Genomic DNA, 13,348 nt, shown 5'->3' with positions numbered 1-13,348 from the left:
CTCGAACAGCGGGAATGGTGGAACGGGGCGCGTCAGGCCCCCGCCGCCTCCGCCGACGCGCCCCCGCTCCGCGGCGGCAACAGCGGCCGCCGCAGGTCCGGCACGTCCGACAGGTCCGGAGGCATCGCCGCCGGGTGCCGCTCCAGCAGCTCCAGCGCCGTACGGATCGCGACGCCCAGCTGGGGATGCCGGCCCTCGGCCCAGTGCAGCGGGGAGCGCAGCGCTTCGATGTCGACCTCGACGCCGTGGTTCTCCACGCCCCAGCCGTAGAGCCGGAACCAGGCGGCGTTCATCGGGACGGTGATCGCGGTGCCGTCGGCGAGCCGGTGCCGGCCGGTCATCCCGACCACCCCGCCCCAGGTGCGCATGCCGACCACCGGGCCGAGGCCCTGGAGTTTGAAGGCCGCGGTGATCATGTCGCCGTCGGAGGAGGTCATCTCGTCGGCGACCGCGACGACCGGGCCGCGCGGCGCGTTGCTGGTGTACGAGACGGGCTCGGCGTCCCGGGTCAGGTCCCAGCCCATGATGGTGCGGGTCAGCTTCTCGATCACCAGCTCGGAGATGTTGCCGCCCGCGTTGCCCCGGACGTCCACGATCAGCGCGGGCCGGGACACCTCCATCCGCAGATCGCGGTTGAACTGCGCCCAGCCGGAGCCGCCCATGTCGGGGATGTGCAGATAGCCGCACCGGCCGCTGCTCAACTCCCGTACCACCGCCCGGCGTTTGGCCACCCAGTCCTGGTAGCGCAGCGGCCGTTCGTCGACCAGCGGGACCACCGCGACCCGGCGGGCCGGGCCGTCGCCGTCCGGCGGGGAGAACGTGAGCTCCACGGTGGTGCCGCCGGCCGCGGCCAGCAGCGGTCCGGGACCGGCCACCGGGTCCACCGGGCGGCCGTCGACATGGGTGAGCGCGGTGCCCTCGCGGATGCCCGTACCGGCCAGCGGGGAACGGGCCTTGGAGTCCGAGGACTCACCGGGCAGGATCCGGGTGACCACCCAACGGCCGTCCCGGCACACCAGGTTGGCGCCGAGCAGGCCCATGGCGCGCTGGTAGTGCGGCGGCCCCTCGTTGCGCCGGGCGCCGGTGACGTACGCGTGCGAGGTCCCCAGTTCGCCCATCACCTCGCGCAGCAGATCGGCGAACTCGTCGGGGGAGGCGACCCGGTCGAGCAGCGGCCGGTACTGCGCCAGCACCGCGTCCCAGTCGATGCCGCACATCCGCGGCTCCCAGAAGTACGCCCGGGTGATCCGGCCCGCCTCCTCGAACGCCTGGTGCCACTCCGCCACCGGATCGACGTCGTGCAGGATGCGCCGAAGGTCCAGGAAGACGGTGGTGTCGCTGTCCGGCTGTTCGGCCGCCGGTACCGCGCGCAGTTCGCCCTCGTCGTTGACGACCAGCCGGGAGCCGTCGCCGCTGAGCGCGAACCCGTCCAGGGAGCTGGTGAGTTCGGTGCGCCGCGCCTTGGTCAGGTCGAAGTGTTCGAGGGTGGGGCGGCCCGAGGTCTCGGCCGGGTTGGCGAAGGTCTCGCCCAGCGCGCCGGAGATCGGCCAGCGTAGCCAGACCAGCCCGCCGCCGCTGACCGGCTCCAGGGAGGAGTACTTCGACGCCGCCACCGGGAACGGGGTGACCCGGTTCTCCAGCCCCTCCACCTCGACCAGCAGCGGCCCTTCGCCGGCCGGCGGGATCTCGTCCGGGTCCAGGCCGCCCGCCGCCGGCCGGCCCTCCGGGGACAGCGCGAAGGGGGACGGGGTCGCCGACGACAGCGGGACGAGATGGGGGCGGCAGCCCAGCGGGAACGACAGATCGCCGGTGTGCACGTCGTAGACCGGGTCGAAGCCGCGCCAGGACAGAAACGCCAGATAGCGGCCGTCGCGGGTGAACACCGGCTGCTCGTCCTCGAACCGGCCGTTGGTGACGTCCACGATGTGCCGGTCGGCCAGCCGGGCCATCTTGATCTGCCGCAGCGACCGGCCGATACCGGGGTGCGACCAGGTCAGCCAGCGGGAGTCGGGGGAGAACGCCAGGTCGCGGACCGGGCCGTTGACGGAGCGGATCAGCTCGGTGACCCCGCCGGAGGCGTCCTCCTCGCTCACCCCCTCCTCGGGCCGGGCCACGTCCACCAGCAGCAGCCGGCCGTCGTTCGAGGCCACCGCCAGCCGTTCGCCGTCCGGAGCGGCGGTCATCTCCTGGACCCGGCCCAGCTCACCGGCGGCCAGCCGGCGCGGCTCGCCCGGCGCGCTGGCCCGCGGCAGGTTGGTGATCTCGATCGCGTCCTCGCCCTCGGCGTCGGTGACGTAGGCGATCCGCCCGCTGCCGCCCAGCATTTCGGGGAGCCGGACCCGTACGCCCGGGACGTCGTGGATGGTCCGGGCCGGGCCGTCGCGGTGGGTGAGCCAGTACAGGCTGCCGCGGACACCGACCGCGCTGGCCCGCCCGGTGGTGTCCACCGCGAGCGCGGTGACATGCGCGGCGGCCGGGACCTGGTAGCTGCGCCGGCCGGCCCGCGGACCGCCCAGGCGCACCGCCAGCTTGCGCGGTACCGCGTCCGGGCCGAGGTCGTCGATCAGCCAGAGGTCACCGGCGCACTGGTAGACGATCCGCTCGCCGTCGGTCGAGGCGTGCCGGGCGTAGAAGTCGGTGTGGTCGGTGTGGCGGCGCAGGTCGGTGCTGTCGGGCAGACAGGAGTAGACATTGGCGATGCCCTCGTGGTCGGAGAGGAACGCGACCCGGCCGCCGACGAACATCACCGAGTCGAGATGCCCGTGCAGATCCGGCAGCAGCCGGGTGCCGTGCAGCCACATCCGGCCCATCGCGCCGCCCCGGTAGCGCTTCCAGGAGGCGGGCTCGTGCGGCGGTTTGCCGGTCAGCAGCAGGGTGCGGTGCTCCCCGTCGATGTCGGCGACCGCGATGTCGGAGACCGGCCCCCAGGGCAGCTGGCCGCCGGGGCTGCCGTCGGTGGTCAGGCTGTAGGCCCACGAGTAGTACGAGAACGGCTGGCCGTGCGAGGAGACCGCGAGGATGTGGGACCGGCCCTCGTGGTCCGGGGGTGCCCAGCCGCAGACCCGGGCGTCGGTGCTGCCCCAGTACGTCAGCCGGCGGGCCGGGCCGCCCTCGACCGCCGCGACATGGACCTCCGGGTCGAGGCTGCGCCAGGTGGTGAAGGCGATCTGCTGCCCGTCGGGGGAGAAGCGGGGGTGGCCGACGCGGGTGCGGTCCACGGTCAGCCGCCAGGCGCGGCCGGGTTCCGCGCCCTCCGGGGCGAGCGGGGCGATCCACAGATCGTCCTCGGCGGCGAAGCAGAGCAGCTCACCGTGCAGATGCGGAAAGCGCAGATACGAGCCGCCGGGCGGGTCCGGCCGGGCCGGCATGCGGCGCAGCCGCCCGCGGGGCTTCGCGGGGTTCGGCTCCGGGCGCGGCCCGACGTCCTCGGGTGCATCGCTCACGCACCCATCGTTTCGGGACGAGCGGGCGGCGGCAACTCGGTCGGGTGACACCGGCCCCTCGTCCGCGGCCGGGCGGCCCGGCTTCGGCCCGTTCGTACAGATGTGCCACCGGGGAAGGGTGCCCAGATGGGACCCCCCTTCGAGGGGCGCCGAGGCCGTTCCGCATCATGGGCGCTCTTGCAACTTATTTGCAGGAGGCCCCACCATTGGCGGGTTGCAGCACCTGAAGCGGAGAAGCCGAGATGCACGTACCCGATGGATTCATCAACGCGCCGGTGTCCGCGGCGACCGGAGTGGTCGCCGCGGTCGCGGTGGCCGTCAGCCTGCGCGGTGCCCGGCGTGAGCTGGCGGGTGCGGGGCCGGTCGGCGCGGCCGCCGCCGAGCGTACGGCGCCGCTGGCCGGACTGGTCGCGGCCTTCATCTTCGCCGTGCAGATGCTGAACTTCCCGGTCGCGGCCGGCACCAGCGGACATCTGCTGGGCGGCGCCCTCGCGGCGATCCTCGTCGGCCCGTACACCGGCGTGCTGTGCGTCTCGGTGGTGCTGCTGATGCAGGGCGTGCTGTTCGCCGACGGCGGGCTGACCGCGCTCGGCGTCAACATCACCGATATGGCGATCGTGACGACCGTGGTCGCCTACGGCCTGTTCCGGGGCCTGGTGAAGGTGCTGCCGCGGCGGCGCCGCTCGGTCACCGTCGCCTCCTTCGTCGCCGCGCTGCTCTCGGTGCCCGCGGCCGCGGTCGCCTTCACCGCGCTCTACGCGCTCGGCGGGACCGCGGACGTGCCGCTCGGCAAGGTCTTCACCGCCATGGTCGGCGTGCACCTGCTGATCGGGATCGGCGAGGCGGCGATCACCGCGCTGACCGTCGGCGCCGTGATCGCCGTGCGCCCCGACCTGGTCTACGGCGCGCGCGGCCTGACCGAGCCGCTGGAGCTGCGGACCTCACCGCTCGCCGGACCGGCCGACGGGGCCGCCCCCGCCGCCGAGCCGGCCCCCGTGCCCGCTGCCCCCACCCCGGCCCCCGCCCCGGCCCCCGCACGCAGCTCCGTCCGCCGCGTCTGGCTGGCCGGCCTCGCCGCCGCCCTGGTGTGCGCGGGCGGCATCAGCTACTACGCCTCCGCCAGCCCCGACGGCCTGGAGAAGGTCGCCCAGGACCACGGCATCGACCGCAAGGCCGAGGACCACGCCGCCAAGGACTCCCCGCTCGCCGACTACAGCGTCAAGGACATCACCGACCCGCGGCTGTCCGGCGGCCTCGCCGGGGTCATCGGCGTCGGCGCGACGCTGGCGGTGGGCACCGGTGTGTTCGTCGTGCTGCGCCGCCGCCGGAGCGCCGCCACCGCCGAGCGGTCCGACGCGGGTGCCGGGCGCCCGTCGGAGAGCGTCTGAGATGGGCGCCGGGCACGCGCACAAGCTCTACCGGCACGGGCACTCGGCGGTCCACGCGCTGCCGGCGCACTGCAAGATCGCGGCGGTCTTCGGCTTCGTCCTGGTCGTCGTCTCCACCCCGCGCGAGGCGGTCTGGGCGTTCGGGCTGTACGCGCTGCTGATCGCGGCCGCCGCCGGGGCCGCCCGGGTCCCGGCCGGGTTTCTGCTCAAGCGGCTGCTGATCGAGGTGCCGTTCGTCGCCTTCGCCGTGCTGATGCCGTTCGTCGCCGAGGGGCCGCGGGTCGCCGTCCTCGGCATGAGCCTGAGCGAGTCCGGGCTGTGGGGCGCCTGGAACATCCTCGCCAAGGGCACCCTCGGCGTCGCCGCGTCGGTGCTGCTCGCCTCCACCACCGAGCTGCGCGAACTCCTGCTGGGCCTCCAGCGGCTGCGGATGCCGCCGCTGCTCGTCCAGATCGCGTCCTTCATGATCCGCTACGGGGATGTGATCACCGACGAGATGCGGCGGATGCGGATCGCCCGGCTCTCCCGCGGCTTCGAGGCCCGGGGCGTCCGTCACTGGGGCGTGCTCGCCAAATCCGCCGGGGCGCTGTTCATCCGCTCCTACGAGCGCGGGGAGCGGGTCCACCTCGCGATGGTCAGCCGCGGCTACACCGGCACCATGCCCGTGGTCGACGCCGGCGCCGCCACCCGCACACAATGGACCCGCGCGGCCGCCCTCCCGCTGGCCGCGCTCGCCGTCTGCCTCCTGGGATGGACCCTTTGAGCACCACCACGCCCCCCTCCCTCGCCGTCTCCGGGCTCGCCTACGCCTACCCCGACGGCCACCAGGCGCTCTTCGGCGTCGACCTGACCGTCGGCCGTGGCGAGCGGGTCGCCCTGCTCGGGCCCAACGGCGCCGGCAAGACCACCCTCGTCCTGCACCTCAACGGCATCCTCGAAGCGGGCGCCGGCAGCGTCGCGGTCGCCGGGCTGCCGGTCGCCCGGGAACATCTCGCCGAGATCCGCCGCCGCGTCGGCATCGTCTTCCAGGACCCCGACGACCAGCTGTTCATGCCCACCGTCCGGGAGGACGTCGCCTTCGGACCGGCCTCCGCCGGGCTGCGCGGCGCCGAACTGGACGCACGGGTCACCGAGGCGCTCACCCGGGTCGGGATGGCGGAGTTCGCCGACCGGCCGCCGCACCATCTCTCGTTCGGCCAGCGCCGCCGGGTCGCGGTGGCGACCGTCCTGGCCATGCGCCCCGAGATCCTGGTCCTCGACGAACCGTCCTCCAACCTCGACCCCGCCTCCCGCCGGGAACTCGCCGACATCCTGCGGTCGTTGGACGTCACCGTCCTGATGGTCACCCACGATCTGCCCTACGCGCTGGAGCTCTGCCCGCGGTCCGTCGTCCTCTCCGGCGGGGTGCTGGTCGCCGACGGCACCACCCAGGACCTCCTGTGCGACGAGGAACTGATGCGCACCCACCGGCTGGAGCTGCCCTTCGGTTTCGATCCGCGGTCGGTCGACGTCCCGCTGTGACCCACCGCTGAGCCCTCCCCGTGCCCGGCCGCGCCGTTCGCATGTGACGAACACCACGGGCCGCGGTCCTGGTCATGAGCACTGATCCGCGCGTTGCACCATGGATGGGTCACGAAAGCGACGGATGAGTGGGAAGCGGGAGTCAGTGGTGGACGTCCAGGGCACGGTCGAGGACGGCTTCGAGCCGGTCCGGGACGCCTTCATGGCCAACTTCGCGCGGCGCGGGGAGCGGGGCGCGGCGGTCGCCGTCTACCGGCACGGGCGCAAGGTCGTCGACCTGTGGGGCGGCACGAGGGACGGCGACGCCGGCAAGCACGCGGCGGACGCGGCGCCCTGGGAGGCCGGTACCGCCCAGGTGATCCGTTCCGCGACCAAGGGCATCGCCGCCGTCGTCCCGCTGCTGCTGCACCAGCGCGGACAGCTCGACCTCGATGCGCCGGTCGGCACGTACTGGCCCGAGTTCAAGGCCGCCGGCAAGGAACGCGTCCTCGTCCGCCATCTGCTCTCGCACCGCGCCGGACTGCCCGTCCTCGACACCCCGCTCACCCCGGACCAGGCCATCGACGGCCTCAGCGGCCCCGCCGCGCTCGCCGCCCAGGCACCCGCCTGGGAACCCGGCACGGACCACGGCTACCACGCGCAGACCTACAGCTGGCTCCTCGGCGAGCTGGTGCTGCGGGTCACCGGCCGCAGCATCGGCAGCTGGATCGCCGACGAGATAGCCGGGCCGCTCGGCCTCGACCTGTGGGTCGGTCTGCCCGCGGCGGAGCGAGCCCGCGTCGGGCGGATCGCCGCCGTCGAGCCCCCCGCCCCGCCCGCCGCGGCCGGGCTCCGGGTCCGCCCGAAGCAAGCCGTCGCCGACGCGTACGCCGATCCGGACTCGCTCACCAGCCGCGCCTTCGGCGCGATTTCCCCCGCCCCCGACGAGAACGCGCCCGCGTACCGGGCCGCCGAGCTGCCCGCCTCCGGCGGCGTCGCCACCGCCCGTTCGCTGGCCCGCTGTTACGCCGCGCTCATCGGCCCCGTCGACGGCCGCTCCCGGCTCTTCGCGCCCGCGACCCTCACCCTCGCCCGCACCGAGGAGTCCGCCGGCCTCGACCGCACCCTCCTGGTCCACACCCGCTTCGGCCTGGGCTTCATGCTCCACGGGCCGGCCTCCCCGCTCCTCGCCCCCGGGTCCTTCGGCCACCCGGGCCGCGGGGGCGCGCTGGCCTGCGCCGACCCCGAGAGCGGGCTGGCGTTCGGCTATGTCACCAACGGGATGCAGCGGGGGGTTACGGCGGACCCGCGTGCGCAGGCGTTGTTGCGGGCTGTTTCCCACGTTGCCGGGTGACCCACCGTTTTTCTTCTGTGGGTTGAGCCTGCCTTCGGCGGGAGCGGGGGAGGGGTTGGGACGGCCCCCTGTGAGTGGTGGGTGCCGGGTGCGGGGCCTCCGGGGTGGTGGGGGAGGAGGGCATGTGGTGGGTTTCGGTGGGGAGTTGGGTGCCGCGGGAGCTCTGTTACGTCGCCATCATCTGGCCATGGAAGGGCCGCCATGTGGGGGCGTGAGGGTGTGCGGCATGAACGCTTCAGATTCCTTCTCCCGGCCCGAGGACGGGTCGGTCGAGAGCTTGGACGGTCGGGCGCGCTGGGTGCGCAGGGGTGTTGGCCTCACGGCTTCGGTGGGGGTGGCGGTGCTTGCCGGGTCGCTGCTCGTGCCGTCGAGTGCGGGGGCGAGTCCGTCGAGTCCGGGGCCAGGAACGGCTCCGGTGCGGTCGATCAAGTGGTCCGCCTGTCCCAAGGCCGAGCCGCCCTATCCCGCTCCGAGCAAGCGGACCCGGTGCGGAACGCTGGAGGTGCCGGTCGACTGGGCGAAGCCGGACGGGCCGACGATGAAGATCGCGGTGGCCCGCCAGAAGGCCACCGACCCGAAGAAGCGGATCGGGGTCCTGCTTTCGAACCCGGGCGGGCCCGGCACGAGCGGTCTGGACGATGCCTACTACGCCGACGACCCGGTCGAGGGCTACGACAAGAACATCAGGAGCCGCTTCGACATCATCGGCTTCGACCCGCGCGGCATCGGCCGCAGCGGACAGTTCCGGTGCGACGACAAGCTCGCCGCCAAGATCCCCACCCGCCCGAAGAACGCGGCCGAGTTCGAGCGGATGCGCAGCCTTGACAAGGAGCTCGCCGACAGTTGCCGTCAGCGCAGCGGTCCGGTCGTCGACCACATGGACAGCGTCAGTGTCGCGCGTGACATGGATGCGATCCGCGCCGCCCTCGGTGAGAAGAAGATCAGCTTCCTCGGGCACTCCTATGGCACGCTCATGGGCCGCCAATATGCCCGTCTCTTCCCGCAGAAGCTCCGGGCGCTGGCCCTCGACAGCGCCATGGACCCGTCCCGGCCGGACGCCGAGCGCTTCCTCGCGGAAGGTTCCGCCGCCGCCGAGAACGGGGTGCGGCAGCTCGCGGACTGGTGCGCGAAGGACACCTCCTGCGCACTGAAGGGCCAGGACGTGCAGGCCGTCGTCCGCGGGCTGTTCGCGCGCGCCGACGCGGGCAGGCTGTTCGAACCGGGACGGCACGGCCCCACGCGGAAGAAGGTCACCGCCGACCAGCTGTCCGGCTTCCTTTTCAACTACCTCCAGAAGTGGAACCCCCAGACAACCGCCGAGCAGCTGGGGGCCCTGAACAGCGGCAAGGGCAAGGTCTACTGGATCGACAGCTCTCCCGACCTCGCCTGGCGCACCGTGATGTGCCGGGACTACGACTTCCGCCTCCGCGACTATGCCCACTACCGGGAGCTGCGTCAGCGGACCCAGTCCGCCAACCCGCACATCCGCTACAACTCCCAGGCCCTGGACATGATCCTCGGCTGCCAGGGGTGGCCGGCCGCGCCCGAGCCGGAGCCGGCCCAGGCCAAGGGCCCACTGCCGCCGGTGCTCGTCGTGAACGCCAAGCACGATCTGGCGACCCCGCTGCCGGGTGCCCGGCGCATGGCGCAGGAGTTCCCGCAGGGCAGGCTCGCCGTTCTCGACGCGGTGGACCACTGGCTCTACCGCAAGTGCCAGTCGCCGCTTCCGGCACGGGCGATCGACAGCTATCTCCGTACGCTGCACACACCGCCGCCGGGCACGGTCTATCCGCACCGTTGACGGGACCGCCTGCGACGGCATCTGCTGGGGCCGGGTGTGGCACGTCCACACCCGGCAACAGGCGAAGCGGCCCGTGGGCGCGGTCCGATGTGGCATGAGGGAGCCCGATGAAGATAGTGATACCCGGCGGGACCGGCCAGGTGGGCGGCATTCTGCGCCGTGCGCTGGCCGCGGCGGGGCACGAGGTCGTGGTGCTGACCAGACGTCCCGTGCGGGCGGGGGAGGTGGCCTGGGACGGTGCGACGCCCGGGCCCTGGACGGCGGCGATCGAGGGCAGTGATGTCGTGATCAACCTGGCCGGGCGCAGCGTCAGTTGCCGCTACACCCGGGCCAACCTCCAGGAGATGAGGGATTCGCGGGTGGACTCCGCCCGGGTCGTGGGCGAGGCGATCGCGGCGGCCGCCCGGCCGCCCCGCGTCTGGCTACAGATGAGCACCGCCACCATCTACACCCACCGCTTCGACGCGCCCCACGATGAGGCGACCGGCGAGCTGGGCGGTGCGGAGTCCGGCGTCCCGGACTACTGGGCGTTCAGTGTGGAGATCGCCAAGGAGTGGGAGCGGGCGCAGGAGGAGGCCGCCACCCCGGATACCCGTAAGGTCGCGCTGCGTTCCGCGATGGTGATGAGTCCCGACCGCGGCGGGGTGTTCGACGTGCTGCTGCGGATGGTCCGGCTGGGGCTCGGCGGCCCGGTCGCGGGTGGCGCCCAGTACGTGTCCTGGATTCATGACCGGGACTTCGTGCGCGCGGTGGAGTTCCTGGTCGACCGGAACGACCTCAGCGGGCCGGTGAACCTCGCCGCGCCCGGTCCGCTGCCCCACCGGGACTTCATGCGTGCGCTGCGGGCCGCCTGGGGCGTCCCGGTGGGGCTGCCCGCCACGAAGTGGATGGCCGAGCTGGGCGCGTTCGCGCTGCGGTCCGACACCGAACTGCTGCTCAAGAGCCGCCGGGTGGTGCCCGGACGGCTGCGCGACGCGGGCTTCACCTTCGCGTACGACAGCTGGCCGGCGGCCGCGGACGACCTGGTGCGGCGCGTCCGTACCCGCTGAGCGGTCGGGGCGGCGCCCCTCAGCCGGTGTGCAGCATCAGGCCGATGCCGATGACCATCAGGCCCGCCGCGGCGATACGGGGGGCGCCGAAGCGTTCCTTGAAGAACAGCGCGCCGATGGCGGCGCCCACGATGATCGAGGACTCGCGCAGGGCGGCGATCGGTGCGAGGGGGGCGCGGGTCTGGGCCCACAGGACCAGGCCGTAGGCGAAGACGGAGAGCACCCCGCCGGCCAGCCCGCGCAGTGCGAACGGGCGGAGTTCGGTGAGGAGCCGGCCGCGGCGGGTGGCGAGCGCGTAGGCGGGGATCGCGATGCCTTCGAGGAGCATCAGCCAGCCGATGTAGCCGAGGGCGTTGCCGGAGGCCCGTACGCCCAGGCCGTCGACCGTCGTGTACGAGGCGATGGCGAGGCCGGTGGCGAGGGCGGCGACCAGGGCCGGCCAGTGCGGCCGGGTCCCGGAGCCGCGGATGCCCCAGAGGGCGACCCCGACCAGGCCCGCGGAGGCCAGGGCGACACCGGCCAGGGCCCAGCCGTTGGGGATCTCGTGGACGAAGACGGCAGCCAGGACGGTGACGGCCAGGGGCGCGGTGCCGCGGGCGATGGGGTACATCTGCCCGAAGTCGCCCAGCCGGAACGACTGCATCAGCAGGGCCTGGTAGACGATGTGCAGTACGGCGGAGGCCAGGAGGAAGGGCCAGGCGCCGGCGGCCGGGAGCGGGGTGACGGCGACCAGTGCGAGGCCGCAGACCGCACCGCCGCCGCCGACCAGGGTGAAGGCCAGCAGCTGGTCGCGGATGCCGTGCGCGATGGCGTTCCAGCTGGCGTGGGTGACGGCGGCCATCAGGACCGCGGCGACGACGAGCGGGGTCACGAGGTGCGCTCGCGCACGCCGGTCGGTAGGTCGGTCGGGGTTCCGGGGGCGGCGCCGGAAGCGGAATCGCTCATGGCCCGCACGCTAGCGAAAGCTGTACGGGCCATGCGAACCGGATTCGGTGACTGAGACGGGGCGCCCCCACGGCGCCCCGTCCTGTCAGCCTGCGGTGAGCAGCGCGCGGACCACCGGGCCCGCGTTGGAGCCGCCGTGGCCGCTCGCCGGGACGACGGCCGCCGCGGCGAGGTCGTTGCGGTAGGCGGTGAACCAGGCGTTGGGCTTCTTCTGGTTGTCGACCTCGGCCGAGCCGGTCTTGGCGCCGATGTCACCGCTGAGCCCGGACATCGCCTCGGCGGCCGTACCGGACGTCGCGGTCAGCTTCATCAGGGACTTCAGCCCGCTGAGGGTGGACGGCTTCATCGTGCGGGGCGCCTTGGCGAGCGTCCGGTGGTCCAGGTCCGGCGACACGAGGTACGGCTGGTGGAAGGAGCCGGACCGGACCGTCGCGGAGAGCGTGGCGACATTGAGCGGATTCATCCGCACGCCGCCCTGGCCGATCAGCGAGGCCGCCATCTGCGCGTCGCTCTGCACCGGCACCGCGCCGTCGAAAGTGGGGATGCCGGTCTGCCAGTTCAGCCCGATACCGAAGACGTCCCGGGCCTCCTTGGTCAGGTCGTCGTCCTTGAGGTGCTCGGCCTGCGAGATGAAGGCGTTGTTGCAGGACGCCGCGAAGCTCTGCGCGAACGTGCCGTGCTTGATCTCGGACTTGTCGAGGTTCTGGAACTTCCAGCCGCCGACCGTCACGTACTTGGGGCACGGGTGGGACTTGCCCGGCGAGGTCAGGCCCTTGTCCATCAGCAGCGCCGCGGTGACGACCTTCATCGTCGAGCCGGGGGCCAGCGACCCCTGGGTGGCCAGGTTGAAGCCCTTCTCCGGGGAGTTGGCGAGCGCCAGGATCTCGCCGGTGCTGGGCTTGACCGCGGCCACGGACGCGGACTTCTTGCCCTTGACCGCCCGCTCGGCCGCCGACTGCATCCCGGCGTCCAGGGTGGTCTTGAGCGTGCCCGGCGTCCCCTTGGACAGCACCTTCAGCGTCTTCTCGGGCAGCTGGTCGGCGGGCTTGGCGGCCTTGGCGCGGTGGATGAACAGCTCCACGCCCGGCTTGCCGTCGGTCTTGTCGCCGTACTTGTCCCGCAGGCTGTCCAGCACCCCGGCCAGCGCCGGATGCGCCTCGGGGGTCAGCGCGGCGCCCTTGCGGTCCACGGCCTTGATCGGCGGCGCCTCCGCCTCGCCGGTGCGCAGTTCGTCACCCTTGCCCAGGCCCGGGTGCATCATCGCCGGCTTCCAGGCGATCTGCGGCTTTCCGGTGGCCTTTTCGCGCTGCACGGTCGCGGAGGTGCGGTACGAGTACGCGGCCTTGGTGCCCTTGTAGTCGATCTGCGCGGCGACGGTGTACGGCACCTTGTCACCGGCCGGGGCGCCCGGGGTGAGCGTCACCTTCGAGAACCGCGCCTGCTTGCCGAGGGCCGCGAGCGCGCTCTTGCACTTCTCCGGGTCGTCGGTCAGCCCGGCCGCCTTGGCCGCGTCGCCGGACTGCCAGGCGGTGAGGAACTCCCGTGACGTCGTCTGTACTTCCTTGGCCGACAGCGGGCCGGTCGCCACCTTGGTCCCGTTGTTGCCCGACTTGGCATCCGCCGAGCTGACCTCCTGCGACGACTCGTCCGAGCCGCCGAACAGGGTGAAGCCGCCCACGACTCCTGCCACCAGGGCCACCGATCCGCCGATCAGCCCGTACTTCACCTCACGGCGCATGCCACTGAATCCCTCCAAGAGCCTCGTCCTTGAATACGCACACAAGAACGTGCCTCGCACTCTAAGGGACACGGGAGGGCTGTGAGTCTCGATACGGGCACGGTCCGGTGACGCGCTGTTGTACGGCTGT

Annotated in this window: 9 protein-coding genes; 6 read left to right on the top strand and 3 right to left on the bottom strand. The window is 72.9% G+C overall.

Annotated elements, in window-relative coordinates; genetic code table 11:
- Positions 1 to 32 precede the first annotated feature (32 nt).
- Complete coding sequence (locus QT196_RS16445) at positions 33 to 3,368, bottom strand: S41 family peptidase (RefSeq protein WP_290356667.1); 3,336 nt, start codon at positions 3,366 to 3,368, stop codon at positions 33 to 35.
- A gap of 317 nt (positions 3,369 to 3,685) precedes the next feature.
- On the opposite strand from QT196_RS16445, the gene QT196_RS16440 reads away from it, so the two are divergent.
- The 6 genes from QT196_RS16440 (at position 3,686) to QT196_RS16415 (ending at position 10,535) form a co-directional block, all read left to right on the top strand.
- Complete coding sequence (locus tag QT196_RS16440; RefSeq protein WP_168479654.1) at positions 3,686 to 4,831, top strand: energy-coupling factor ABC transporter permease; 1,146 nt, start codon at positions 3,686 to 3,688, stop codon at positions 4,829 to 4,831.
- A 1-nt stretch (position 4,832) separates the two neighbouring features.
- Entirely contained in the window at positions 4,833 to 5,594 is a 762-nt protein-coding gene (cbiQ, locus tag QT196_RS16435) for a cobalt ECF transporter T component CbiQ (RefSeq protein ID WP_168479652.1), read from the top strand.
- Positions 5,582 to 6,352: an ABC transporter ATP-binding protein gene (locus tag QT196_RS16430; protein WP_168479650.1), complete on the top strand. Its 771-nt coding sequence runs from the start codon at positions 5,582 to 5,584 to the stop codon at positions 6,350 to 6,352. Before cbiQ ends, QT196_RS16430 begins: the two co-directional genes overlap by 13 nt.
- Positions 6,353 to 6,476: 124 nt before the next feature.
- Positions 6,477 to 7,685, top strand: coding sequence for a serine hydrolase domain-containing protein (locus QT196_RS16425; protein ID WP_266738910.1), 1,209 nt, complete (start codon positions 6,477 to 6,479; stop codon positions 7,683 to 7,685).
- Between the two features lie 415 nt (positions 7,686 to 8,100).
- Positions 8,101 to 9,486, top strand: coding sequence for an alpha/beta hydrolase (locus QT196_RS16420; RefSeq protein WP_248001173.1), 1,386 nt, complete (start codon positions 8,101 to 8,103; stop codon positions 9,484 to 9,486).
- A gap of 107 nt (positions 9,487 to 9,593) precedes the next feature.
- Positions 9,594 to 10,535: a TIGR01777 family oxidoreductase gene (locus QT196_RS16415; protein WP_168479648.1), complete on the top strand. Its 942-nt coding sequence runs from the start codon at positions 9,594 to 9,596 to the stop codon at positions 10,533 to 10,535.
- A 19-nt stretch (positions 10,536 to 10,554) separates the two neighbouring features.
- Here QT196_RS16415 and QT196_RS16410 read toward each other — a convergent pair whose 3' ends face one another.
- Positions 10,555 to 11,406: an EamA family transporter gene (locus QT196_RS16410; RefSeq protein WP_168479646.1), complete on the bottom strand. Its 852-nt coding sequence runs from the start codon at positions 11,404 to 11,406 to the stop codon at positions 10,555 to 10,557.
- 159 nt (positions 11,407 to 11,565) lie between these two features.
- Positions 11,566 to 13,218, bottom strand: coding sequence for a penicillin-binding transpeptidase domain-containing protein (locus tag QT196_RS16405; protein WP_290355141.1), 1,653 nt, complete (start codon positions 13,216 to 13,218; stop codon positions 11,566 to 11,568).
- Positions 13,219 to 13,348: the final 130 nt, after the last annotated feature.

The sequence above is a fragment of the Streptomyces sp. P9-2B-2 genome, from assembly GCF_030406865.1.
GTDB lineage: Bacteria > Actinomycetota > Actinomycetes > Streptomycetales > Streptomycetaceae > Streptomyces > Streptomyces platensis.
This window is presented reverse-complemented; position numbering and strand designations above follow the sequence as displayed.